Source organism: Chitinivibrionales bacterium, from assembly GCA_014728215.1.
In the GTDB taxonomy this organism is placed as follows: Bacteria; Fibrobacterota; Chitinivibrionia; order Chitinivibrionales; family WJKA01; genus WJKA01.
The window spans coordinates 55059-81754 of record WJLZ01000080.1 but is presented as its reverse complement, the minus strand read 5'-3'; the positions used below and the strand labels follow the sequence as shown (position 1 = coordinate 81754).

The window sequence follows — 26696 nt, the reverse complement described above, 5'->3', positions numbered from 1 at the left end:
CCGCATGTTCGTGCATTTCTTCAGGCAGTCATTCCTCCATCGATAGTAAACACCTGCCCGGTTATATATCGAGCCTTATCGGAGATTAAAAATGCAATAAGGTCGGCCACTTCTTCAACAGTCCCGAAGCGTTTCATAGGAATCATTTTTTTCAATTCTTCAAGATGTTTGTCGGGAATTTTCCGTGTCATATCCGTTTCGATATATCCCGGAGCGATGCAGTTTACCGGGATTTGAAGCTTGCCAACTTCTTTAGCCAGTGAGCGGGTAAATCCGATAATTCCTGCTTTTGAAGCGCAATAGTTCGTTTGCCCGGGCACACCAACCAGCCCACTGACTGAGGTTACATTGACGATACACCCCTTTTTGTTTTTCATGAAATAACCGATCATATGACGGGTGGCGTTAAAATAGCCATTCAAATTGGTATTGATAACATCATGCCATTCTTCGACGGGCATAATAAAGAGGCTCTTATCCCGGGTAATCCCCGCATTATTAATCAGTACATCAATATCACCGAGTTTTTCCCGGGCATCCCTGATAAATTGTCCGGCCTGTTCGAAATCGGTAATATCACATTGAAAGGCATGGGCATTACCCCCCTTCTCAGCAATTGTTGCAATCAATTCATCAGCAGCCTCTTTGCTTGCCCTGTAATTGAATGCAACCTCGTGCCCCTCCTTTGCAAGAACTTCCACAACAGCACGACCGATACCCCGGGCTCCACCGGTAAGAATGATTTTTTTCGACATTGATAATCTATCCTTTCACTCTTTTTCTTCTGCTTTATCCGTTTTTTCAGGTTTATCTTTCTTGCCGCTCTTTTCGTTCTCTTCGACCTCCGCTCGCAGTACATCCCCGGTCTCGAGATCCTTTGTACCCGAGCAGCGAACCATGCTCATCCATTCGGTAGGATGCTCAACCGAGTCACCATTGACAATGAAAAACGACAGGCGGGCACTTACTTTTTCATCACTATCCCATTTATACCTGTACCCCATTTCCACACTGAGGTCTCCATTGACAATTTTAGCCCTTAGCAGAGAATCATCAACAGCAAAAGATCCAACGCCACTTACACCTTCATCACCGACACTCTTGACTTTCAGGGAGTCATTGCCCTGAAAGGTGATCGAAAGATCCTGCTCTTCAACACACCAGGTGCCGTCGAAAGAGTCTCCCGCATATCCTCCCATTGCTCCCAGACAACACACGATTGCCGAAAAAACCATACTACTGTTTTGTCGTTTCATCCATCCCCGCCTTTCATGCATACAAACCGTTATTTGTCGATAATGTTTCCAAATTGTTTGAGGAAAACCGGCAAAAAAACAAGTGCAAAGATACAACTGGTTGCCATGGAAATAAAAGTAAACATACCGAAATGCTTGATCGGTGGAAAACTCGAAATCCCCAGAACCAGGAATCCGACACCCACAATCAGCGTATTAAAAATGATAACCATTCCTTTATTACGGACCGTCGCAAGAAGCGCATCAAGACGGCTATCGTACTCTTTTCGCACAAACCGGTATCCTGCCACAAAATGAATCGAATAGTCGATACCGATTCCAATGCAGGTATTGACTATTATGACGGTCACCGAATTGATCGTCACCCCGAATACCCCCATGAGCGAATAAACAAAGAGCGTCGATAAAACGATCGGTATAGTCGCGGAGAAACCGGTTGCAACCGATCTGAAAATAATGCACAAAATAATGAGAATCGAAACAAAGGTAATAATGAGCGATGTAATCTGAGTATTAATTAAAATATTAATCATTGCATCATTCAGTATTGCAGGGCCGGCAACCTTAACGTCCCATGACGGATAGTTCTTTTCGATATGATTACGGATATCATCAGCCATTTCTGAATATCGAAGGCCGGAAATGTTTCTACATGCGAGATCGATCTTTGTCCGTGTTCTGTCGGATGTAATCCAGCTGTCCAGATAATTGTTCAGACTCTTGCTGAAAAGGCTTTTCGATCTTAAAAGCAGCGCCAATGCCGCTTGGGAGATTTCTTCATTACTAATCAGGTGGCTGACCTTGTTAATTAAAGGTAAAAGAGATGAAACAGATCCTACTCCCCGCTGCTTTTCGAGGTAATCGACAATAGCCTGGACTGTCGCCCACTCTTCTTCTGTGTTTAACTTTTTCTCTTTATGCTCCAACGTGACCGAAAAGAATCTGGTACCGCCGAGATACCGGGCAACAAGCGAATCGGACTTCCGCACCTCACTATCCTGAGGAAACATGGCGATATAATTATGTTCGACCTTTACCCGGAAAAACCCGACAGCGGCGACGACTGCGATGATCGCCAATAAAAACAGCCAGTTTTTCGAGACAATAAAGGTATCGAAATATCGATGCCACAGATCGCTTTTTACAGCCTTTTTTTCGGCTTTTTCCAGCGGCGCCCGAGTTGGAATGCGGCCGAAGGAGATAAATATGGGGAGAAGTATTATTGTCAAAAGGAGGGCGAAAGCTACTCCTATTGAGGTATAAATCCCGAACATTCTGGTCCATAAGTTTGCCGAAAAACCAAAAGATGCAAAGGCGGCACTGGTGGTGACCGCAGAAAGAAAAATCGGTTTCATGAGTTCCGAATAGGTATCCTGAAGCATTTCGCTGATATCTCCACGCTTCTCGGAGCAAAACCGGACAAATGTTTTGACAACATGAATTGCTCCGGCTACGCCGATAGGAAACAGAATAACCGGTATGACTGAAGTCACCACCGTGAAAGGATTTCCCATAATCCCCATGATTCCGAACGTCCATATCAGCGAAATGCATATAACCGCAAGCGATGCAAAAACATAGAGGACCCTTTTAAGGACCCAGTACAGGAGGATAAATACGAGAATAAGTGAAATGGGCAAAAGAATCGAAAAATCCTTTTTCATTGCCCCGTCAATATAATGGATATGAACAGGGGCTCCGGTCAGATGAACTTCGACATGGGAGAGGGTATCCAGTTGATCTGCATACTTTATTACGGCATGGAGTAACTTATCCTGGTTAGCCTCGGGATCAAGGGGAAAAACCATGCAGAAAACCGATTCATCATCTGAAATCAGCGCCTGGGTAAACTCTCTGTTATCAAATATCCGCCGACGCAATTCTTTTTTGCTGATTTCCCGATCCGGGGGAACAATATGGCCGGTTTTGACGCCAAAAAACCCACCTTTCATGGGAACCTGTATCGATCCCAGATGAACGACCCTTATTACTCCCTCGATTTCACCGAATTCTCCGGCCCAGGCAGAGACGGAATCGATCTTTTCTTGCAGGCCCAAGCCATTGAATTCCGCTAAAAAGAGAACGGAACGAGGCGAAGGAAATGTTTTGTTGAGTTTTCGGTAATCGATTTTTTCGGGAAGATCATCAGGAATGGCTTTGGTAATGTCGTTATCAACCCGGACCTGAGAGGCAAAATATCCGAGCACAAGGGTAAGTGCCGCAATTATCGATAATACAGCCAGACGATATTTGAGTATGAAAGCGATGATCGATCGGGATTTTGATTTCATTACATGTTGTACTTATAAACTGATAAAAAAAATTCGGCAAAACTAAAAATAATTATCCGGACGGGGGTTGCATGAAAATTCGATTATTTTGCCGGGATAAAAATACCTGAAGGGAAACATCAACGGAGAAACAGGATAAGCCTGTCTCTCCGTTGATGATGAGATACAAAATTGATATTACGACAGAAATACAATCAGAGGCATTTTGAAAAACCACAGGCCTTGCAGATTGCACACCCGCCTTCATGCTCCATCATCCCGCCACATTCAGGGCATTGGGGACAGAGGCCGATGTTCGCAAAACCCTTTTTCTGTTTTGTCGCAGTATCGGGCAATGCTGCCGCGATACCGGCCGTAAGTGGGATTTGGGTGCTTGGCAGGTCGTTCAGCGCTTTCTCGAGTATTCTTCCGATTGCATCAACACAAGAGAGAATCATTTCTCCCTCGTTCCAGGTAGGAACAGGGCACCGGATTCCCCGTAACTGCTCGACAATAGCTTTGGGTTCTACCCCCGAGCGCAAGGCAAGGGAAATCATCCGCGCAACCGCTTCGGAATTGGAAGCAGCACATCCGCCCGATTTCCCCATCTGAGTAAAGACTTCGCACAATCCTGCCTGATCATAATTAACATTAACATACAGATTCCCACATCCGGTTTTTGTTTTATAGGTTCGTCCCCGGGTAATATTCGGACGGGGCCGTGGTGTAATGGCGCCGCCGAGAACAACACCCTCACTTGACAAGTGAGCACCACCCTTGCCCGAGGTAATAACCTGTCCGGCCCGGGAACCATCACGGTAGACAGTTACCCCTTTGCAGCCCAGCTCGTAGGCATAGCGAAAAACCTCTTCAACATCGGCAACAGTCGCATTATTTCTGAAATTAACGGTTTTCGATACCGCATTATCGGTATATTTCTGAAAGGCCGCCTGAAGAGTAATATGCCAGCGAGGTTCGATATCGTGGGCGGTAACAAAAAGATCTCTGATTCTCTTGGGAATACCGTAAACCTTGTTGAGACTTCCCGATTCCGCAACCATTTTCATGAATTCTTCGGAATAAAAGCCCTCTTCCCTGGCTATCCCCTCGAAAGTGGGGTGGACATCGAGAAGATGCTGGTCGAGGACATTTTTCTCGTATACGATAGCGAAAATCGGCTCGATACCGCTCGAACAGCTTGCAATCATACTCAGGGTTCCGGTAGGAGCAACTGTTGTCACCGTCGCATTGCGGACCTTCATGCCGTCGGCCTTATCGTAGATGGAACCTTTAAAGTTGGGAAACGTCCCCCGTTCCTGGGCCAGATAGGCGCTGTATTTTCGTCCTTCTTCCTGGATAAACCGCATAATTTCTTCGGCAAGGTTTGCCGCGGCATGTGAATTATAGGGTATGCCGAACTCAATCAGCATATCGGCAAATCCCATCACCCCAAGCCCCACCTTGCGATTACTCTTTGTCATGTTGTCGATTTCCGGAAGAGGGTACTTGTTCATGTCGATAACATTATCAAGAAATCGTACTGCAGCCTTGGTTATTTCTCCCAGCTTTGCATAATCGACCTTCTTCTCTCCATTCTCTTCGACAATCATGTGGGAGAGATTGATTGATCCGAGATTGCACGATTCGTAGGGAAGAAGCGGTTGTTCACCGCAGGGATTGGTACTTTCCATCCTGCCCACGTGGGGAGTCGGGTTATGCTCATTGATTTTGTCCAGAAAGACAACTCCCGGCTCGCCGTTTTTCCAGGCAAGTTCGACAATGCGCTTGAACACTTTCGACGCCTTCTGATGTCCCACGATCTCTCCGGTTCGGGGGTTGCGCAAAGGATATTCATCATCTTTCTTGAGCGCTTTCATAAACTCATCATTAATACCGACCGAGATATTAAAATTGGAGAGAATGCCGTCATTCTCTTTTGTTTCAATAAAATCGAGTATTTCGGGGTGAGTGCACTCTAAAATCCCCATGTTTGCACCCCGTCGGGTGCCACCCTGTTTGACCGTTTCCGTCGCCGTATCAAAAACCCGCATGAAGGAAAGAGGACCGCTGGATATCCCTTTGGTAGACTTGACCATATCGTTTTTCGGACGGATACTGGAAAATGAAAAACCGGTTCCACCACCGCTTTTGTGAATCAACGCCGTATTTTTTACGGAATTAAAAATATCCTGCATTGAATCCCCGACCGGCAGGACAAAACAGGCCGACAACTGCTGAAGCTCTCTTCCTGCATTCATGAGCGTGGGTGAATTGGGAAGAAAATCGAGATCAACCATCATATTGTAGTATTTTTCGGTCCACAGGAGCGTATTCGCCTTGGGATCATAGGTTTTTTCCGCCTTTGCAATATTCTCCGCCACTCTGAAAAACATATCCTCCGGCTCTTCAACCACATTACCGGAATCATCCTTTCTCAAATAACGCTTCTGAAGAACCGTCCGCGCATTTGAGGTAAGAGGCGCTTTTTTCTTCGTCAGTTTTTCCTTTAACCCACTCTGATTACCCGCTTTTTTCATACCTTTTTCCTCTTGAACTACTGACTGTACAGAACCCGTGATATTTTTTGCAGCAGACGACGTATATGGCGCCATATTTTTCTCCCTGGTGCTTGAAAGTTTACGTACCCTAAGGCCGGTATATTTTCTGGAACCGGCCAACCCCCTACATATTGTATTTTGAATGTTTGAAATATATGACCACCGAAAAATAAAGTCAAGCGATATAACAAAAAACAATACAATATATGGTATAATCTTTGCTTAAAAGCGGCAGGTTTTGGGGTTTGGCCGGCGATTCAAATCTCCAATAAATAATTTAGTAACAAATACTTAATGTATATTATGGGACAAAAGTGCATTAGTTGATATTTTCGATAAAAAGGGAGAAAATTATGGCTGAAATTCTTGAACTCGACCAGATAAAAGAAATGAAAAAGCGGATTGATAATCTCAGGGGGTATCTTTGATATTGACGCCAAAAAAGAAGAATTAGCAAAACTTGAGGCACAATCTGCGGAAAATGATTTCTGGAACGATACCAAAAATGCTCAGAACGTATCAAAACGGATCAAAGATCTGAAAAAGCATGTAGATTCCTGGGAGAGTGTTAACCGGGAATGTGAAGATGCTCTGGAGCTGTATGAGATATCTCTGGAAGACGATGACCAAAGTTCGCTGGAGGAGCTTACCGCTTCTGCAGGAGACATCGAGAAGGCGATTGACAGGCTTGAATTTTTGCGCAAACTCGGCGGAGAGGATGATGCTTCTCCTGCGATAGTGAGTATTCACAGCGGCGCCGGCGGGACCGAAAGCTGTGACTGGTGTGAAATGCTGTTCAGGATGTATTGCCGGTGGATTGAAAAAAAAGGATTCAAGTACACCATTCTGGACTCCCTGCCCGGCGATGAAGCCGGGTTAAAAAGTGTTATGATGGAAGTTCAGGGGGATTATGTTTATGGTCATCTCAAGGTGGAATGCGGCGTACACCGCCTGGTCCGTATCTCTCCCTTCGATTCCAACAGCCGTCGCCACACCTCTTTTGCTTCAGTTTACTCCTATCCGCTCATCGAAGAAACCGATGACTTCAATCTTGACGAAAACGAGATACGGGTCGATACTTACCGGGCCAGCGGCGCCGGCGGACAGCATATTAATAAAACCGATTCTGCAGTGAGAATGACCCATGTCCCCACCGGCATTATCGTTCAATGCCAAAATGAACGGTCACAGATAAAAAACCGCGCTACCGCACTGCGAATACTAAAAGCACGGGTCCGGCAGCACTTCAAAGAAGAAGAAGATAAAAACCGTCAGGAAAAAATGGCAAAGAAAAAGAAAATCGAATGGGGCAGCCAGATCAGATCCTATGTGCTCCATCCCTACAATATGGTCAAAGACCACCGTACCAATACCGAAACATCAAATGCCACGGCAGTCCTGGACGGCGATATCGATATGTTTATCGAAAGTTATCTGCTGGAATACGAATAAGAATTGGAGTGCTGGAGTGATTCCTGGATGAATGTTTACCCATCCCTCCACTACTCCACCATTCCAATTTTTACTTTTCTCTGCTCACCCTTGTCTGGAGCGTGAATGAAACAACCGATGAAGTGTCGGGGATGGTGACCGGAAGAACACTATATCGCGACTCCCACACCTGTCCTGAAGGAAATCTGGCCGAACTCTTGCACAAAAGAAGGTAATCCCCCGGTTTCGCCAGGAGCTGAATATTATTATCGGCATACAGATGAAAATCGGTCCGCTTTGCCGAGTTATAATCCAGAAGACATCCGGAGTAGGTGTAATTTCTGCTCGAAGAGATATTTACGAAAGACATATTTTCATTCAGGGTTTTTTCTATGAGAGGTATATGATTTTCGGGCATGGTAACCATTTCAGGGAAAAACGCTTTCTTCCACCAGATTTTAAATCCCTCAAGCACTGCAGATTTCTTTTTCTGCTCAACCATAAAATTTTGGCTGGGCACAAGCGATGTACACTGCGCAATTCCCTGTACCGCAGCATAATAGTTATCCGGGACATCTTCAGGACTCGATGATACCCAGGCAATGTAATCGGCAATCTTATTTCGCCATTCGTTTTCGCTTGCCACTTTGGCTTTATTCTTATCGGGCAATTCTCTTTTCGGTGAAGATTCAAATACTGCTTCGATATAAAGAGCGAGTGCTTCGCTGTATGCCGCCCGGCTCTGGGCGCTTTGTGCAATCTCAAGATGGGATGGACGGGTTTTCAGGTATACCAGAGCACCTATCCCAACAACAACAATAACTCCAATGGTAATTACAAGATTTTTCATAAAACCCCCCTATAGGGAAAACTCGAAAAAAAAATCATGAGAAAAGCGCAAAGGCACTGGAAATAAAATATATAGTTTATTTTAACCGTACCAATACTATTTTCAATTAACGTGTCGACCTTTTTCTTGCTCCTGTTGCTCCGGCAATATATAATGATGTAAAGAGCACGATGGGTTTGTGCCTCATAGTATTTTTTTAACCACAGAAAAAATCAGCCTGTCACAATAAATTCAATTCATGTATTTGAGACATTCTATCAAAATCGCCCTTATTATTGTTCCGGTCCTGCTATCCTTTTGCGCCAACAGGTCGACGATGGTGTATGTGCACAATAATCATGATATCCTCTCCGATTCCACTGCCACAGTTCTTTATATTCCACTGCAGCAAATCATAACCGAATACTTTGATAATACCAGAATTCACCCCGACACCCAGTTTGCCGACTCCTTTTTTCTGGAAGCGCTCAACGGCCTGGTACCTTTTGAGCTTGGAAAGCATTTTCAAATCCACCAGTCGGATTCACTCGGCGATTCCATCGGAAAATTGTTTGAAAAACGGGCATCCTTTTTAAAAAACGATACGACCCATTTCGACAGCATCTCCTTTTACATATATCAGCTTACGAAAAAGTACAAAGTCGACCTTGTCGCCTTTCCCTACTCATGCTGTATCCAGCACCGGGTGGCACAACCCAGAGGATGGCGTAATGATAAATACGGTGAAGGCCATTATTCCCGTCCGGTTTCCTACGCGGCCCAAACAAAATTTCACCTTCAAATCTGGGACAATAGAGGGAACCTTCTCTTCGAACGAATCGGTGCAAATACCACGAAACGACCGATTCTCTATTCAATTTTCAAAAGGGAGCAGGGTGATAAGGATATCAACGAATTCGCCCGGCGGTTCTATGCTCCCCCCCTGGTGCGCTCGCTTTACAAATCAGCATCGTCATCGATGATTTTCAGGTGGTAGAAAAGCCTAAAGATGAATCGGGGTATTAAAAAAACGTCAGGCCCCGGCTTTAACCGGTGCGCTCTTATTTTTCCTGATTAAAGTTTTTCCGGTAGACATTCCAGGTGCTTTCGATAATCGATTCGACATCGCTGTACCGGGCTTTCCATCCGAGCAGTTCGAATGCTTTTTGTGATGAAGCGATCAGTTTTTCGGGATCGCCCGGTCTGCGGGCGACAACATTTGCCGGCACCGGTGTTCCGGTGATTTTCCGGGCGACATCGACCATGGTCTTGACACTGACACCGGTTTCACTGCCGAGATTAACGATTAGATTATTGGCCTTTTCCGTGATATACTCCAGGGCCTTTACATGAGCATGAGCAAGATCGCTGACGTGAATATAATCACGAATACAGGTGCCGTCCCCGGTGGAATAATCATCACCAAAAATCTGAAGCTCTTTTCGCAGACCGACCGCCACCTCCATGATAATCGGAAGAAGATTCGCCGGGTTCTTTTCCAGCCCGGTTATTCTTCCCTTATGATCGTACCCTGTCGCATTAAAATAGCGAAGCGCGGCATAATGCATTCCTTTCAAGCGGGAATACCACTCGAGCATCCGTTCGATTTCCAATTTGGTGTAGCCGTAAAAGTTCTCCGGCATAACCGGATGATTTTCATCCACGGGAAGATATTGCTGGTCTCCATAGACGGCCGCGGAAGAAGAGAACACGATATTGTTTACCCCCCTTGCCATAGCGGCATTTAACAACGAAACAGTCCCACTGATATTATTTGTTGCATATTTTTCCGGCACAATCATGGATTCACCGGCAGCCTTGAACGCCGCCAGATGAATGAGGCCGTCAAAACCCTGTTTCATCGTGGAGCACAGAAGGTCATAATCGAGAATATCGCCTTCAACAAAGGCAGCATCATCAAACAGATTTTCCCGGCAACCGAGACTGAGATTATCATAGACGGTAACGGTATGGCCGGAATCCAAAAATGCCCGGGCGACATGACTTCCGATATAACCAGCACCACCAACAACCAGAACATTCATCGTTTTTGCCTTTCTTTTCAGGAATTTTTGCCCCGGGTCTTGCTATTTTTTCTTTGTCAGCGCTGCGCGCAGGGCTTCACCGAATTCCGATGAGGATTTTGAAGACGCCGCGGGCCTTTTCTTCTGCTCTTTCATAAATTTTTCCATTTCTTGGGCATTCTCTTCAGTATGTTCGATTCCATAGGACAGTGATATCCGCCGCCGTTCCAGATCGATGCTTTGGATACGCACCTCAATTTCATCGCCTACCTTGATCGATCCTTTTTTATTCGCCCCGATATTACTGTTCGGCAACAAGCCGGTAATCTCTTCGGTCAAATCGATGAAATATCCGTATTTTGTCCGGCTTGCAACAGTACCCTTTGCAATACTCCCCACAGGAAACTGGACGGTAATATTTTTCCAGGGATCTGAATCCACATCCTTGAGTGTCAGGGATATCTCTCTCTTATTTTCATCAATCCTCAAAACGGTTACTTTTACCTGCTGTCCCTCCGAAAGGACATCTTTAGGATGTCGCACCCGTTTACCCCACGCCATTTCCGAGACATGCACCAGTCCCTCAATACCGGGCGTCAGTTTTACAAAGGCGCCAAAATCGGTCAGGCGGGTGACTTCTCCATGGACCTGCGAACCGACAGAATATGTTTTTGCAACCTGTTCCCAGGGATTTTCCTGCACCTGTTTGATTGAAAGTGATATTTTCGTATCCTGAAGCCGTTTCTTTTTCTCAACACCCAGGATAACACATTCGATTTTCTGTCCGGGAACGAATGATTCCTCGAGTTTCTCTGCCCGGTCCCACGAAACTTCGGAAATATGAACAAGCCCTTCAGCAGGACCAAGATCTACGAAGAGCCCGAACTTTGTTATGCGCGTAATCGTTCCGGTATAGACGGTCCCGGTTCCTGCATCGGCAGCGAGTTTATCGAGCGCCTTTTCAAGGTCCTGTTCAAGAAGCGGTATTCTCGAGACAACAATATTCCGGCCACCTTCGGTAATCTGTGTGATAACAAAAGACATTGTTTTTCCTAAATAGGAATTAACGTCCTCAACATATTTGACATCGATCCGGGAAACAGGGCAGAACGCACGCTTTCCCATAATCTTAACATTCAAGCCGCCTTTATTGACGCCGGTGACCTTCCCCTGGACCGGCATTCTTGAATTCATCGCATTTCTCAGATCCGCGATGCTGCCGCTATAACCGGCAAGAGAACGACTGACAACAATCTCTCCCTCACTGTCGGAGATAATATATCCTTCAATCGTATCTCCTTCCTTGACCGGCACTTCGCCACTCTCGTCTTTCAATTCATCCACCTTCATGACCGCATCATTTTTAGCGCCGATGTCCAGAAATGCATATTCACTTCCGAGTTTGATCACCGGACCGGAGACTTTGTCACCCTTTGAAAAAGTTTTTGCCGTGGATTTCCTGTCTTGCTTCTCAATAAGATCCATCAGGTCCTGCTGGGGACTCTGCTTCTCTTTGCCTTCATCAAAAAAATCATCGTGTTTCTTTTCATTCATAATTTCGTCCTCGCTAATTTATAACTCAAGTAACTTTGCTATATTTTCTGGAAGTAAAAATGCTCCGGAATGCACCTTTTCGTTATAATAGCAACATGTACCGGCAAGTGCATTATATCGTTCACGATTGAATCCGGAAACAGCAACATTATCGCCGGCGCCAATAACAAAACTGCATATTCCTCCCGGGAATGACGGCGCCATACAAAGATAGGGTTGTGATACCGTAAAGTATGATGCGATATTGCGGGCGGCCTGTCTGAAAAAATCCCCGCGGCGTACGGGAGAATCGGTCTGAAACACCGCGACACCCTTTTTATTAAGCCGTTCTGCGGCAACCGCAAAGAATGAGGCAGTCTCGAGCGATTGCACCGGTCCGCCGGGATCATAAGAATCGACAATTATTATATCGTACTTCTCATCCGAATTGTTTAAATAATCGAACCCGTCACGAACAATGATTTCGGTCCTGGCGTCGGAAAATCCCTCGGCCAAACCTGGAAAATACTGTGCAACCGTCTCCTTTACCTGCTCGTCGATTTCAACAACCGTCGCTTTTTTAACACAATCATGTTTCAGGACTTCCCGCAAACAACCACCGTCACCGCCGCCGATAATACATACGTTCTCCGGTGACGAATGCATAAGCATGGCCGGATGGGTAATCATTTCGTGATAAATACCCTCATCCTTTTCGGTAAGAACAATAACCCCGCCGAGAACGAGTATCCGGCCGAATGCATAGGTATCGAATACCTCGATTTTCTGGAACGGACTTGCGGAACAGGATACCGCCTGACGGGTTTTAATTCTCAATCCGGCGGTACCGTCAACAAGATTTTCCAGCCAGATCGATGTTCCCTCCGACTGTTGATAGTTCATTTCAGTACTCATAAAGATTTCTCTCTACCTCTTCAGTCTATCACGACAACTTTCGCTTTTGGAAAGCCGTTAAAATTCGATGCGCTTGCATTTGTATATGCCCCCATCGACTCGAAAAGCAGAATGTCGCCGATTTCAAGTTCCGGAAGCGGAATGTTTTCGTAGATAACATCAATCGAATCACAGGTCGGTCCTGCAAGTGTCGAGCTAAACCGTTCTCCTTCCCGGGGAACAATCATGGGGTAATCGGCATGGTCGTATATCTTCCCGGAAAACGAACCATACACACCATCGTCAAGATAATACCACCACACCCCGTTACGCAATGACTTGCCGATAATGCTTGTTGCAAGCGTCATGGACGTACCGCTGATATACCGGCCGGGCTCGGCGATTATCCGGTATCCTGCAAAATATCGCTCCAGATACTCGTTAACCGGGAGACAGAACTTTGTCAGAGGAACCGCACTGGTTACATAATCGATGGGAAACCCTCCTCCAATATCGATAATCTTAAGGACAATACCGGCTAAGGCCGCCTTGCGGCATATGTCCCTGCAATATTCGAGGGCTTCATTGAATTTGAGCGAATTTTCGTTCTGGGAACCAACATGAAAACAGATCCCTTCAACCATCAGCCCCCTCTCATGAGCAGCTTTAATGAGATCAAAGGCCGCTTCCGGCTCAACACCGAATTTATGAGAGAGGTTTACCACACATCCGGGATTCTGGATACTCAATCGGATCAGCACTTTCAGCGTATCTTTATAAGGGACCAGCTTTTTGAGTTCATACTCATTATCGGCCACAAACAGCGAAATCCCGAAATCCAGGGCATTTTTAATTTCACGATCGGTTTTTACCGGATGCGTATGAAGACATCGCGCGCCGGTAATTCCGGCAGCTTGGACATCTTCAATTTCACCGCTGGTACAGACATCAAAGAACATATTCTCCTCTGCCAACACCGTGAGTATTTCGGGAATCGAATTTGATTTTACCGCATAATAAATATCGACTCCCGGAAGCACCGAATGAAGAGCATCACAATTCGCTTTCAGTCGGTTTTTCGACAAAAAGAGTACCGGTGTCTCATGATGTAACGCGAGGTCCCGAAGCTGCTTATAATCCATACGTACCGTTACCGTCGTTTTTGCAGGAAAAATCTGCCGGATACCTCCCCGAAACAGAATCAAATATGACTGTCGGGGAAATCCGGTTTGCTGTCAGTAATGATCGGCGCCCGTGTTTTAAGTATATCTTCGATATAAGGATAGGCCGCCAGCATAGCATGATGAGTCGCTCCGGTATAGACCTTATTATTGGTAATACCATACGTCTCAAGCCTTCTGTTTATTACCGCTGCCTTTGTCTTCGAAATATCGGTTTCATCGGAACAAACAGCGATTGACCACAATACAGCATACATCTGTATATAAATATATACGATATTAACATGAGTAAACACTTTACCTAATGTTTTATTTATGCAATTAAATGCTACCGGGCGGGTTATCGGCGACTCGGAATGCATAACGAAAACCCCCCGGGGATTCTTGAGCGATCGTTTCACCGCCTGGAAAAATTCTTTGGTATAGAGCATTTTTGACGGTCCGAAGGGATCAGTCATATCCATAATGACCCCATCAAATTCCTTATTCCTTTTTTCAACAAACGCACGGCCGTCGGTGAAATTCATCCGTACCCGGGGCTGGTCAAAGGAATTCTTGTTCATTGAAGAGAGATACTTTTTGGAAAAATTGACTACATCACTATCCAGTTCCGCAAAATGAATTTTCCGTACCGTTGGATATTTTAAAACCTCTTTAAGTATACCACCGTCACCGCCACCGATAACGAGAATATCCTGCGGCTTGGGATGGCAACACAGCGCCGGATGTACCATCGGTTCATGGTATTGATAATCATTTTTCTCTGCAACCTGCGTAATATTATCCAGCAACAGTACCTTACCGAATTCGGGGGTATCGACAAGTTCAATATCCTGAAATGCGGTCTTTCCACGGTAAAGGGTCTCATTTATTGTATAATAAAATCCGAAATTGTCGTTAAGCTGCTCATGAAATACCCTTTTCTCATCTTTTTTCCGAGTCATACCGCATACCTTTCAGTCTTGGTGAATATTCTGGCACTCAAATATTTCCTGAATTTCTTTTTTGAGAAGTTTTCTTACCTTGGCCTTGGTTGCAGATGAAAGATTTTCACTGTCCGGCCCGAAAAGGTAATCATTAAGCTTGAATCGTTTTGCCATCATCTTTGTATGGAAAATATTATCCGAAACAATATTAATATCATAGGCGATATACCGGGAAAGTATTTCATCGGAGACATATTCCTGGATTGAGGTGATATCATGATCGATATATAGTTTTCTGCCCCTTACATCACGGGTAAATCCGCGGACTTTATAATCCATCAGAACAATATCCGATTCAAAACTGTCAATAAGAAAATCGAGGGCGCGCAAAGGAGAAATCATTCCACACGTCGAAACATCGACATCAACCCTGAAGGTGGAAATTCCCGTGTAGGAATTGGTTTCGGGATAGGTGTGAATCGCTATATGACTTTTATCAAGATGGGCGGTTGCGGAACCGGCGCCGGAAGGAATTAATCCTTCTTCGTTGATCAAAACAGTAACGCTGGCGCCCAGGGGATCGTAGTCCTGGGTAGACATATTGATAATTTTTGCCTGGATTATGCGGGAGACTTCCTCGACAATCGACTGGAGCTTTTTGGAATTATACGCTTCATCGATATAATTCATGTAATCTTCCTGAGACGCCTTGGAACGGGCATAACATATATCATATATATTAAAGCTCAATGATTTTGTCAGGTTATTGAACCCTTCAAGTTTGATCTTTTTACCGCGACAACGGTTGATCATGGCCACCTCCCTTCATCGTGCAGTTCCTTTGATAGCGTTTAAGAGGCTACAATTCATTTACGTATAAGGGCTTATAACCTTTATACTTTTTTGAAATATAGTTGATAAGAATAACTTCCGTTTTTATATCAGGCTGTATATTGATAAACATACGATCCGCAAACAGCCGGCTCATATGAATACCCCTTCCGGAATCATCCATAATTCCTTCTCCTGCCGTATGACGGTCTATTCTTTCCAATACCGTCTCTTTTTTCAGTTTCCCAAGGTTATCACTGACTGAAACACCATATTTTTCGGAATCGAATCCGTATTCTATTGCAACAAATTCGTGCGGCTCGAGTTCAACTTCGGTGAACTCTCTATATTTTTGCGATCCATCGGGACATCGGGGGGCATGGTAAATCGCATTAGTAATTGCTTCATCCAGCAACAATTTCATATCCGATGCCCTCTCAAACCTGAGGGAAAGCAGATCGACAATCGATTCTCTTATCTGACGGGATTCGCGGGAAGATTTGATAGTACTGGAGTTGATCTCTGCGCCTGAAAGAAGATAGCGGGATAAACCGAATATATTTCCGGTCAGGATTCCATCAACCATCGTGAAGAGTTCCGTGAAATTAAATGGAACCGTTTTTGGCATGATACTCGATATGTTGAATTTTTTGGCAATATTAATGTAGCTGTCGATGCTGTATGCGGTTATTAAAATGGTGTGAATCTGTGGCCAGGCTTCTTTGATCTGCTGCAGAAGTTCGGGACCTTTTATGCCGGGCATGTTAATATCGGAAATAACCATATCAAAGGATTCATTTCTGCACCGTTCCAGGGCCTCTTCACCGCTATGAGCAACAGCGACATTATACTTCAACTTGAAAAAGTCTTGCATCATGGTACAGAAATTTTTGCTGTCATCGACAATCAGAATTTTATGCATGGTTATTCTTTAATTCACCCGGGGTTTTTCAGTTTTCCTGAAGCAATCTGCATTCTACGAATCTTGTTACTAATAATTGTGAGGCCAGAAAATACAAAAAATCCAGTTAGAATCCCAAATAAAGCTCCTGCTAAAACATCCAGAGGGTAATGAACGCCCACATATATCCTCGAAAAACCAATCAATGAGGCAAAAAGAAAAAACCAGATCCACCGTCGAGGATAAAACATTGTAAGAAGCATTGCCTGGGTAAACATATTCATGGCATGGGCCGAGGGGAACGATGGTGAGCGCTTGTTTCCCATCAAAAAACGCCCTCCTTCAAGAAGCACCTCGGGATGGCATGGCCTGGGACGATCGAACAATGGCTTAAGAATCCTGCAGCATACCGGATCGGATATCGCAACCGCAATGAGCATGGCCCCGATAACCAGAAGAGCCTTCTTTTTTTCAAAGCGAATGAAAAAAATTGCGGCAACAATCGCCGGAATTATCCAGAATTCTTCATTGGTAATAATCGGAAAAATGACATCAAAAACAGGATTGGCAATAGTACTGTTGAAAAAAAGAAAAAGAGTACGGTCGATATAGAGAAAGAAATCAAGCATAATTACGGATGTTTAAAATACATAATAGCCGGTGTAGCCGGACCACCCTCTTTTATAAAAGGGGTAAAAAACCTCACTCACCGCTTACTTCCTGAGCTTCGGAAAAACCGGCCCCACAGGATAAACAGGATCGAAGATTATCGAATTAGTTTTCGTGAAGGTCACAGGAGTATTCACCGACCATTTGCCCTCGCTGTCCCTGACTCTGAAATAGAGGGTATCGGTCCCTGTCCAGGTTGTGGAATCGATACTCGTATCAGTTCGGTAGGCAATGCGTATTTTGCCGGTAAAGTAACTAAAATACAAGCAGGATCCGCCAAAATCTCCTTTTTGAGGAATACACTGCAATGCAAAAACAGAGTCGACTTCAAAAACATCGCCCTTCGTGTAGCTCCATTCAAGCTCAGATGGAAGATCTTCGGGGTCAAAAGTTGAAGAATCGAGATAAATTGAATCAAACTCCGAATCGATATACACCGATTGATCATCGATCCTCACAACCGGAGCATCATTGATACCCTCAACGGTAAAGGTTATCGCTTTGTTGTCCGAGAGCAGGGCGGGTGAAGTGACCGTGAAAAAGATTGCTTCACTTTCATTCCATTCGGAATCGGCAACCGTAAACCGGATTTTTCGCAGGACGGAATCAATGTGATGTTCAACTCCCGATGTGGAATCCTGCTCGGTAATCGACCAGGTAAGATCATCAACACTATACCCGGAAAGCGGATCGATTGAAACGCAGGAATCGAGAAACAGAGTATCGAAAGTACCGTTTTCGGTAATTGTCTGATTTTGCAAGCGGGCCGTATTGATTTGTGGTGGATACGTCACCGCACCTTCATACTCAATCCGAACCGACAGGCTTTCGATGTTCCCGGCCCGGTCCCAGGCATATACCTTATAATCGAAGCTGCCTGAATCGAGGGAAGAAATTTTAATAAATGCCGAATCACCCTCCAGAATCATGCGTTCGTCCTCCAGTTTCACCGAATCAACAGGGGAATCATCCATAACCCTCACCAACAGGCTACAGGGAAGTTCCTCAATCAGCGTATCGTTTGCAGAAGGCTCGATACCGACAAAAGAAAGCTGCGGAGGAATCGTATCGATTACCGCCACCGTACACCGGGCAATCTCACTCCACTGACTGTCTTCATCCATAACTGCAGCCTGGACCGTAAAAGTATCCATCCGGCTCCCGTCAACAGACCGGACCACCGTATCTCTTTCCCTTCTATCAAGAGAAAAGAGACCCTCAAGAGAATCGGACGAATCGATCCATGTTGTATAACTCCACAAATTGCCGTCGGGATCGGATACCAAAAAAGCGACATCAACACTTCCGGTAAGGTTTACAGTATAAAAAGTCGACTCCGGTTCCACAATTGGAGACATACGATAACCGGTATGAGTTTGTATCTGCTGCTTTTCGGTCCCGTCGTAGTTATAAATTGTGACTTTCAGGAAAAATTCTCCCTCATATTCCACAGGAAACGTAAAGGTGACCGGAGAATCCGACACTTTACCCCGAGCGATTACGGCATGCGCTTCATTATACAGCAGCACCGCCTCAAAGCTGTCGACCAGTTCGGGCGAGGATACCGCAAGCGTACACGCATATTCCTCAAAAATGGCCAGAGAATCTTTTGTTAAGGAAAAAGAGATAATTGACGGTGAATTATCCGAAATGGCTGTGACTGTTTTTGAGAGGCTGTCCCACTGGACCCAGGTTGAATCACCTTCTTCCATCTGCTTTGATAGGTAAACCGTATACCGGTATTTTCCGGGCAAGGGCAATACCGTTGAAAATTGTATATGTTCGGTATTTACAGCCCCCTCGGCCAGGAGGGTATCATAAAAATTGTTGTGTATTCGCCGAACAATAAAACTGTCGATACAATCGGGAAAGTACACCGCAGCCGTGCATACACGGCTCTGTTCGGAAACCGGCATCGAATCCGAAAGGATAGTCAAAAATCCGCTTTCATCAAAACCGGCAACATCCTTGCCGTACCCATAAAATTCAAAAACAATCGAATCACGGGAGGCGTCGCCCTTTATGATTACTACCTGAAGCTCGTATTCTCCCGACTGATTTACCAAAAGAGGAAACACGAATTGATTGTCGGCAACGGCACCCGCCGCAAGTAACGATGTACCCGTGTCATTAAACATCCGTCGCACCAGAAAGCTATCGATAAGATCCGGAAGAATGACTGCAACCGTGCATTGATAAGAGTTTTCGGTAGCGAGAGAATCGGGAAGTGAAATCAGCGAATTATCAGTGTCGATCTGAGCATTTCTGTGCTGCTCGTATGGAGCTTTGGGTGATGCGCACGTTGTTACCAGGGCGAGAGAGCACACCAGACACCACAACAATACAGTTCCTGTTTGATCTTTTTTCATGGCTTCCATCCTTACTTGAGCTATAAATACTTGTGCCTAAAAGTAAATTTGCCTGTTTACAGGGAGCAGGCCTCAAACACATTCAACCCATCGATCATCCCTGCCCTTCTTCTTTGGAGCTCCCTACCCGTAAATGGTACGAAAGGTCCACTCCGAACTCGAAACCTTTATGTTTTTCCTCGCCGGTTTTCCTGACCGGAAAGGCACAAAAAAGGTTTCCCTCAAACATCCTGTCGAGAAAAGTCCCGCCCAGTCCGAAGCTGAAACGGGAAATTGTATTCTCCTTGACCCATCCGAACAGTGGATCAAAATAGAGATAGCGATGATATTGTGAGAGGGGAGAAACCCGGGTGTTGACCAGACCGAATTCTTCGGACCGATAGGTGTTGAAGCGATCGTTTTCTTTCTGAAATAAATAACCGAGACGGGCAAAGATCTCGATTGACCGGGGAATATTCAGAAAGGGAACGGCGTGAATGTTTCCAAGAATACCGGCGCTGATCCGCGGATACCCGCTCCTTTTATCCGTCGAATCGGGCCAGGCATCCCCGTAAGCCAGCTTTAAATTTTTAAAGGAATATTCAAAATGGAAACGGCCGTATTCTTTGAGTTCCACGCCGCCGCCGATACCAAAATTGAAGGATGAGTATTTCCAGGTGGTATCGGTCCTTTCCCGTCCCCGTTTCCAGGGCAAATCATTCTCATCGTCGGGCTCATATTGCTGCAATTCATTTCTCCAGTAACCGAATAAAAAAGAAGGGCGAAAGATAAACCGGCTTTTTTCCACCAAAACCAGGGTTTGCCACTTCCAGAAAAGACTATCGCCCCTGATGGGATCTTCATCGCCGTCTTCCCTGATACCAATGCCCCGGACTTTTGTGACATAAATAAAGTCCGAGCTCGCTTTACTGAAGACAAAGTTGCTGTGCACGGGGAAATTATCGGCGCCGAAATCGATATTTCCACCGATGCTTGGTATGGGCCCGCTCCAGTATCGGTCTTCATTACGAGCACGCTCGTTATCCAAGTCATTCAACGTATCGAGATACCCAGAGGCGCTCCCCTTGAATCCGATCCTCAACAGATCGTGCAACTGAAAACCGATATGCAACCCGAGGTTCCGGAAACCCATAATTACTCGTTTGCTGTCGCCCCCCGCGATCTCCTCCTCTCCGTAAAAACCGTCGAAATTAGCCCCGATACGAAAGACGCCATTGGTCGTTCCCCCTGCAAGAGCAACGCCGAATCGATGAAGCGGCAGTTTGTAGGAAGCCACAGAGTCGGGCAAAGATGGTGAATGGGGCAGCTCATACTGCCGGCCGTTATCTTTTACTTTCATACTATGGGGGATATACTGAAATTGTGCATAAAAAATGCCGGGTTTGCCCACCGTTACAAAAGGCAAGGCGAAGGAGTTTGATTTATACAGTAATGAGTCGGGATCATCATCAAGCACGAAATTGACCAGTCGATGTCCTGTCTCAAATTTCAGAAGTGTATTTCCCTTTTCCAAAAGCCCCAAGGGCGATCCCGCAAAATCATAACTGTTATACCCTTTAATGGCCGAAAAGGTAGGACATCCGGCGCCCAGACGAGCCGCGGAAGAATTTAGAGTCAATTTATCATCGGAAAAATCTGCAAAAATCACACATGCACACAAAAGCACCCAAAGGACACATCGCATGGAACTACTCCTTCATATAATTAGTGTATGAAAGCGATCAATCACTCCCAATACCATTATTAAATTATATTTTTGACTTCTCTATCTCATAATTATTTTTCACTCGCTCCTGTTTGGGATTATTTTAATGCCCCGATTTTCACATCAGCAATTAACCGGATGTTTAATCAGACATTTAGGTTCCTCTGCAAAACAGGCGTCATTGTCCCCGATCACCACCGGCAAATTTAACTCTTCCTGGTTTGTGGAACTCTCAGCCGACCGGTACGTTTTGCGCATTGCACCCCCGCGGGATTCTGTGTTTGTTTTTTATGAACGCCGGATGATGAAACAGGAACCCGCTATCCATAAGCTTCTGCGGGAAAAGACCTCCGTGCCCGTACCGGAAATTATCGCCTTTGATGAAACGCTTCAGATTATACCCAATGATTTCATTATCATGTCCCGCCTTCCGGGAACACCGCTTTCGCAATCATCCGGTGTAAAGAGCGAGCGAACGATGCACCAGGTGGGGGCCTGCCTTGCCCAGGTCCATGCACTGACCGCCGAAACCTATGGATATATCGGAGACCATCACCCCATGAAACCGCAACCAACCTGGCATGACGCATTTCAGGAAATGTGGAACCGGATGATCGATGATATTGTTGCAGTGGGGTATTACTCGGAACAAGAAGCCGATACACTCCGAACGCTTCTATCCACTCATGACGGCCTTTTTGATCGCCCGGTCCAGTCGAGCCTCTTACATATGGATATCTGGGCGCAAAATTTACTCGTCGAAAACACGGGGAATCTCACCGGCATTGTCGACTGGGACCGGGCCCTCTGGGGCGATCCCGAGATAGAATTTGCCGTATTGGACTACTGCGGCGTCTCGACGCCATCATTCTGGAAAGGCTATGGAAGAGAACGCGATCAGTCTCCCGAAGCCCAAATCCGAAATGCCTTTTATCTGCTCTATGAAATTCAGAAATATATCGTTATCAGGAGCGGAAGAAATAACGATCCCCAGTCTGCACGGGCGCATAAACGACAGGTGTTTGATATTGTGGAAAAGATGAGGTGAAAGGGAAAATTCGGGGCTCAGCGCTGTCCCCCCAAGTATGGGGGTGGGCGAAGCCCGGGGGTTGAGCTTTCAGGAGAAGCATTTTCATAGCTGGGTTCAAGGGGCGCCCAGCCCCTTCCAAAGGATTTTTTTCTCTATACACGAGCACCTCGGCTCCGGGTGTGGAATCTCTATCGGGAGAAGTTTATTTTAAAGCTCTGATAAAAATATTAATCTATATACTAAAAGGACTTTTATATGATTCCAAAGGAAGCGATCAAGAAAAATTTAAACAACTGCCTGGAAACAACCGAATTCCTCGATTTGCCCAACAGACGCAAGGGGAAAGTCCGGGACGCCTACGATCTTGGCGACAAGCTGGTGCTGATCACAACAGACCGCCAGAGCGCATTCGACCGTGTGCTGGCAAGTATTCCTTTCAAAGGACAGGTGCTTAATCAGGTAAGCGGTTTCTGGTTCGACACAACAAAAGACATCGTGGCCAACCACGTGCTCGATATCCCCGACCCCAATGTAACAATCGGAAAAAAATGTGAAGTATTGCCTATCGAATTCGTTATGCGGGGATATATTACCGGTTCTACCAGCACCTCGGCATGGACCCAGTATTCAAACGGAAATCGAAATATCTGCGGCAATGTTCTTCCCGACGGCATGGTGAAAAACCAGAAATTCGAAAGACCGATTCTTACTCCCACAACCAAAGCCGAAGACCACGATGAATCTATTTCGGCGGAGGAGATCGTTTCCCGCGATATTATTGATCAAAAAACCTGGGACCGCCTGTCGGAGATTGTCTTCGCCCTTTTCGAGCGAGGCTCACAGATTGCCGCAGAGCACGGCCTGATCCTGGTGGATACCAAGTATGAACTCGGTAAGGACACAAAGGGCGAAATAGTACTTATCGATGAGATCCATACCCCGGATTCTTCACGGTACTGGATTGCCGGTTCCTATGAGGAACGCTTTTCGCAGGGCAAAGAGCCCGAAAATATCGATAAAGAATTCCTTCGTCTCTGGTTTAAAGAACACTGCAATCCCTACGAAGACAACGTATTACCGCAAGCGCCGGAAGACCTTGTAATCGAATTGTCATCACGATATATTCAACTCTATGAAATGATCACCGGTCAATCTTTTGAAATTGACGAACAATTACCGATCGAAGACCGTCTGAAAAAGAATCTTCAGGGTATTTCGTAATTAAAGAATACAGACTATAAGGAGTAATTAATGGCAGACAGCAGAAACGATTTAATGACAACCATTGTCTCGCTCTGTAAGCGACGGGGATTCATATTCCAGTCGAGTGAAATATATGATGGTCTCAACAGTTGCTGGGATTATGGTCCTCTGGGCGTCGAATTAAAACGGAACGTTAAGGAATCCTGGTGGAAAGCCATGGTCACCACCCGGCGGGACATTGTAGGTCAGGATGCCTCCATACTTATGCATCCCAAAGTATGGCAGGCCTCCGGACACCTTCAAGGCTTTACCGACCCGCTTGTCGACTGCAAGAAGTGTCAATCCCGGTTCAGAGCCGACCATCTCGAAGACACTTCCCAATGCCCGAAATGCGGTGGCGAACTTACCGAATCGCGAAAATTCAATCTTATGTTCAAAACATTCATGGGCCCTGTTGAAGATCAGTCGGCCACGGTCTATCTTCGGCCAGAAACCGCACAGGGTATTTTTGTCAATTTTCTCAATGTCCAACAGGCCTCGAGAATGAAACTTCCCTTCGGTATCGCCCAGATAGGCAAAAGCTTCCGGAACGAAATTACCCCGGGCAATTTTACCTATCGAACGCGGGAATTCGAACAGATGGAGATGGAATTTTTCTGTTATCCTCAGAACGATGAGCAATGGTACGAATACTGGAAAAATGAACGATTCGACTGGTACCTTCGAAACGGCATTAAAAAAGAGAACCTTCGTCTGCGGGACCACGAAAAGGATGAGCTTGCCCACTATGCAAAAGCATGCGTTGATGTTGAATACAAGTTTCCCTTTGGATGGAATGAGCTTGAGGGTATCGCCAATCGTACCGATTTCGATCTTAAACGGCATTCGGAATTCAGCGGGAGAAGTCTGGCTTATTTTGATGAAGAATCCAAGCAGCATATTTTTCCCTATGTTATCGAACCCGCGGCCGGCGCCGACCGCGCCACACTCGCCTACCTTGTGGACGCCTATGATGTTGAAGGTGAAGGTAAAAACAAGCGGACCATCCTGCGGTTACATCCTTCCCTGGCGCCGATCAAAGTGGCGGTGTTACCGCTCGTTAAACGGGACGGCATGCCCGAAAAGGCCGAAAAGATTTACAACGAATTTCTGGATAACGGTGTCGCCACCTTCCTGGATATCAATCTTTCCATCGGCCGCCGCTATGCCCGTCAGGACGAAGCCGGCACCCCCTATTGCGTGACAGTCGATAGTCAGACCATAGAAGACGACACGGTGACGATTCGTAAACGGGATACCCGTGACCAGTTTCGTGTGGGCACCGATTCGGTTGTGGAAAAGATCCGCAAAGAAATGAAAGAAGCGGGGGCATAATGCTTAATGTCAATGTTGTCATGGGCGGCCCCTCGGCCGAGCATGAAGTATCTCTTGCAACCGGTTGGGAGGTCTATCGTTGTCTGGACAAGTCAAAATATGTTCCCCGGGCCGTGGTCATTTCCCATGCAACCGAATTTTTTATTGCCCCTGCAGGGACTGATATCTCCGATATCGCGATACTCTCCGCCCCTATGGAAAGCGAGATGTTTGAGGGACCCTATCTGCCCGATTCCTGCGCGCCGGTCTGGAAAAACTGCGACATGGCGTTTATAGCCCTTCACGGAGCATTTGGTGAAGACGGCATTTTTCAGGGATATCTCGACACCTTACATGTCCCCTATACCGGCTCCGGTGTCTTTGCCGGCGCAGTAGCCATGAATAAAATAGCAACGAAACACCTCTTTGAACAGCACGGGATTATGACACCTCCTTTTTCGATATACGGTAAATCAAATCCCGGCGCTACTGCCGAATCTATTGCCGATGAACGGGGTTTTCCCTGTTTTGTCAAATGTCCCCAGTCGGGGTCGAGTAGATTAATGGACAAAGCCGATGATATCGGGAGTCTCAGGGCGCTGCTGGATGAATACCGGAAGGAAGCGGATGATATTCTTGTCGAATCGGAAATCAGGGGCATTGAGATGTCGTGTCCCGTACTTGAAGACAGCAACGGAAATCCCCGGGCTCTTCAGCCGGTGGAAATCAGGCCTGTAAGCTCTGCTTTTTTCGATTTTGCGGCGAAGTATACCGATGAAGCCTGTGAAGAAATCGTTCCTGCCCCGCAACCCGCGGGCCTTGTCGAAGAAGTGCAAAAAACCGCGCTTCGGGCCCATACCCTGCTCGGTTGCAGCTGCCTATCCCGCACCGATATGATAGCAAACGATCAGGGACTTTTTGTTCTCGAATTAAATTCTCTTCCGGGGCTCACGCCTAATTCGCTTGCACCCAAATCATTTGCCTGCGAAGGCGGCTCTTATGCAGAACTGCTGGATATCATCATACAACGCTCTTTAACTCTGCGGAAACGGTCATGAACTGGATACTCGGAATCGATACGTCATCCACCGAACTGGGAATAGGCCTTGCAAACAACGGCCGGTGTATCGCGGGTTTTTCGCGGTATGTACGATATTCACATGCAGAACTTATTGCCGAAGGAATCGAATTTATCCTGAAAACAGCTAAAATCGGGCCTGCCGATATCGATACAATTGCCATTGCTACCGGTCCGGGTTCTTTTACCGGCCTCCGTATCGGTATTGCATTCGTTAAAGGGTTTTGTCTGGAACCCCCGGTTCGAATATTGCCGGTGTCATCCCTTGAAAGTGTCGCCATCGGATCGAATATCCATCACCAGCCCATTGTTATCGCCTTCGATGCCCGTCGAGATACGATATTCTGGGCCCGTTTCCATTCGAACGGCCACAGGATTCTACGAAAAACCGAGGACGCCTGTGCTCCTGCAAAGGAATTTCAATCCATTGTATCGAAGGAGGATATTGTTATCACCGATACATTAGGGTACACTAAGAGCAGTGTGTTCGATTTTTTAAAAGAAAGGCCGCAGGCCTATTCGATCGACCAGTATCCGGTGCAACGCGGTCTGGCCTGTGCCAGAAAGGGCATGCAGTCATGTGACAACGAGAGCTGGATATCGGTCGAAGAGCTGACACCCCGTTATCTTTCAAAGGCATATGCCGAAGCATAAC

The 26696-nt window shown here is 46.0% G+C and carries 21 protein-coding genes and 1 pseudogene; 7 read left to right on the top strand and 15 right to left on the bottom strand.

Features of this window, described 5'->3' with window-relative positions; translation table 11 throughout:
• Nucleotides 1-20: 20 nt before the first annotated feature.
• The 4 genes from fabG to GF401_05865 form a co-directional block, all read right to left on the bottom strand.
• The gene (gene fabG, locus GF401_05880) at nucleotides 21-755 is read right to left on the bottom strand and encodes a 3-oxoacyl-[acyl-carrier-protein] reductase (protein MBD3344572.1); all 735 of its coding nucleotides are present in this window, start codon (nucleotides 753-755) and stop codon (nucleotides 21-23) included.
• Between the two features lie 15 nt (nucleotides 756-770).
• A complete protein-coding gene (locus GF401_05875; GenBank protein ID MBD3344571.1) occupies nucleotides 771-1256 on the bottom strand; it encodes a hypothetical protein in 486 nt (161 codons plus the stop codon).
• A 29-nt stretch (nucleotides 1257-1285) separates the two neighbouring features.
• The gene (locus tag GF401_05870) at nucleotides 1286-3547 is read right to left on the bottom strand and encodes an MMPL family transporter (protein ID MBD3344570.1); all 2262 of its coding nucleotides are present in this window, start codon (nucleotides 3545-3547) and stop codon (nucleotides 1286-1288) included.
• A 194-nt stretch (nucleotides 3548-3741) separates the two neighbouring features.
• Nucleotides 3742-6063, bottom strand: coding sequence for a vitamin B12-dependent ribonucleotide reductase (locus tag GF401_05865; GenBank protein ID MBD3344569.1), 2322 nt, complete (start codon nucleotides 6061-6063; stop codon nucleotides 3742-3744).
• Between the two features lie 374 nt (nucleotides 6064-6437).
• Between GF401_05865 and GF401_05860 the strand changes: the two are divergent.
• A pseudogene (locus GF401_05860) lies at nucleotides 6438-7536 on the top strand (peptide chain release factor 2).
• Between the two features lie 70 nt (nucleotides 7537-7606).
• Here GF401_05860 and GF401_05855 read toward each other — a convergent pair.
• Complete coding sequence (locus GF401_05855; protein MBD3344568.1) at nucleotides 7607-8365, bottom strand: hypothetical protein; 759 nt, start codon at nucleotides 8363-8365, stop codon at nucleotides 7607-7609.
• A 238-nt stretch (nucleotides 8366-8603) separates the two neighbouring features.
• Here GF401_05855 and GF401_05850 point away from each other — a divergent pair, with 238 nt between their 5' ends.
• Nucleotides 8604-9341, top strand: a complete 738-nt coding sequence (locus GF401_05850; protein MBD3344567.1) for a hypothetical protein — start codon at nucleotides 8604-8606, stop codon at nucleotides 9339-9341.
• A 64-nt stretch (nucleotides 9342-9405) separates the two neighbouring features.
• Here GF401_05850 and galE read toward each other — a convergent pair whose 3' ends face one another.
• The 10 genes from galE to GF401_05800 form a co-directional block, all read right to left on the bottom strand.
• Nucleotides 9406-10389, bottom strand: coding sequence for a UDP-glucose 4-epimerase GalE (gene galE, locus GF401_05845; protein MBD3344566.1), 984 nt, complete (start codon nucleotides 10387-10389; stop codon nucleotides 9406-9408).
• Nucleotides 10390-10431: 42 nt separating this feature from the next.
• Nucleotides 10432-11922, bottom strand: coding sequence for a S1 RNA-binding domain-containing protein (locus GF401_05840; GenBank protein ID MBD3344565.1), 1491 nt, complete (start codon nucleotides 11920-11922; stop codon nucleotides 10432-10434).
• Between the two features lie 18 nt (nucleotides 11923-11940).
• A complete protein-coding gene (gene speE, locus GF401_05835) occupies nucleotides 11941-12816 on the bottom strand; it encodes a polyamine aminopropyltransferase (protein ID MBD3344564.1) in 876 nt (291 codons plus the stop codon).
• 20 nt (nucleotides 12817-12836) lie between these two features.
• Nucleotides 12837-13937, bottom strand: a complete 1101-nt coding sequence (locus GF401_05830) for a type III PLP-dependent enzyme (protein MBD3344563.1) — start codon at nucleotides 13935-13937, stop codon at nucleotides 12837-12839.
• Between the two features lie 59 nt (nucleotides 13938-13996).
• Nucleotides 13997-14920, bottom strand: a complete 924-nt coding sequence (speE, locus tag GF401_05825) for a polyamine aminopropyltransferase (GenBank protein MBD3344562.1) — start codon at nucleotides 14918-14920, stop codon at nucleotides 13997-13999.
• Nucleotides 14921-14932: 12 nt separating this feature from the next.
• Nucleotides 14933-15715 (bottom strand): adenosylmethionine decarboxylase, encoded by a 783-nt coding sequence (speD, locus tag GF401_05820; protein ID MBD3344561.1) that lies wholly within the window; start codon nucleotides 15713-15715, stop codon nucleotides 14933-14935.
• A 46-nt stretch (nucleotides 15716-15761) separates the two neighbouring features.
• Nucleotides 15762-16655: a response regulator gene (locus GF401_05815; protein ID MBD3344560.1), complete on the bottom strand. Its 894-nt coding sequence runs from the start codon at nucleotides 16653-16655 to the stop codon at nucleotides 15762-15764.
• Nucleotides 16656-16669: 14 nt separating this feature from the next.
• Complete coding sequence (locus tag GF401_05810; protein MBD3344559.1) at nucleotides 16670-17263, bottom strand: phosphatase PAP2 family protein; 594 nt, start codon at nucleotides 17261-17263, stop codon at nucleotides 16670-16672.
• A gap of 84 nt (nucleotides 17264-17347) precedes the next feature.
• Nucleotides 17348-19672, bottom strand: a complete 2325-nt coding sequence (locus GF401_05805) for a hypothetical protein (GenBank protein ID MBD3344558.1) — start codon at nucleotides 19670-19672, stop codon at nucleotides 17348-17350.
• A 94-nt stretch (nucleotides 19673-19766) separates the two neighbouring features.
• A complete protein-coding gene (locus GF401_05800; protein MBD3344557.1) occupies nucleotides 19767-21356 on the bottom strand; it encodes a hypothetical protein in 1590 nt (529 codons plus the stop codon).
• Nucleotides 21357-21483: 127 nt separating this feature from the next.
• Between GF401_05800 and GF401_05795 the strand changes: the two genes are divergently transcribed.
• The 5 genes from GF401_05795 to tsaB all read left to right on the top strand — a co-directional run bounded on the left by GF401_05795 (nucleotide 21484) and on the right by tsaB (nucleotide 26695).
• A complete protein-coding gene (locus tag GF401_05795) occupies nucleotides 21484-22425 on the top strand; it encodes a phosphotransferase (GenBank protein MBD3344556.1) in 942 nt (313 codons plus the stop codon).
• Between the two features lie 237 nt (nucleotides 22426-22662).
• On the top strand, nucleotides 22663-23628 hold the full coding sequence (locus tag GF401_05790; GenBank protein ID MBD3344555.1) for a phosphoribosylaminoimidazolesuccinocarboxamide synthase: 966 nt from the start codon (nucleotides 22663-22665) through the stop codon (nucleotides 23626-23628).
• A gap of 30 nt (nucleotides 23629-23658) precedes the next feature.
• Nucleotides 23659-24984 (top strand): glycine--tRNA ligase, encoded by a 1326-nt coding sequence (locus tag GF401_05785; protein MBD3344554.1) that lies wholly within the window; start codon nucleotides 23659-23661, stop codon nucleotides 24982-24984.
• Entirely contained in the window at nucleotides 24984-26021 is a 1038-nt protein-coding gene (locus tag GF401_05780) for a hypothetical protein (protein MBD3344553.1), read from the top strand. The genes GF401_05785 and GF401_05780 overlap by 1 nt, the downstream gene beginning before the upstream one ends.
• Nucleotides 26018-26695 (top strand): tRNA (adenosine(37)-N6)-threonylcarbamoyltransferase complex dimerization subunit type 1 TsaB, encoded by a 678-nt coding sequence (gene tsaB / locus GF401_05775; protein ID MBD3344552.1) that lies wholly within the window; start codon nucleotides 26018-26020, stop codon nucleotides 26693-26695. The genes GF401_05780 and tsaB overlap by 4 nt, the downstream gene beginning before the upstream one ends.
• Nucleotide 26696: the final 1 nt, after the last annotated feature.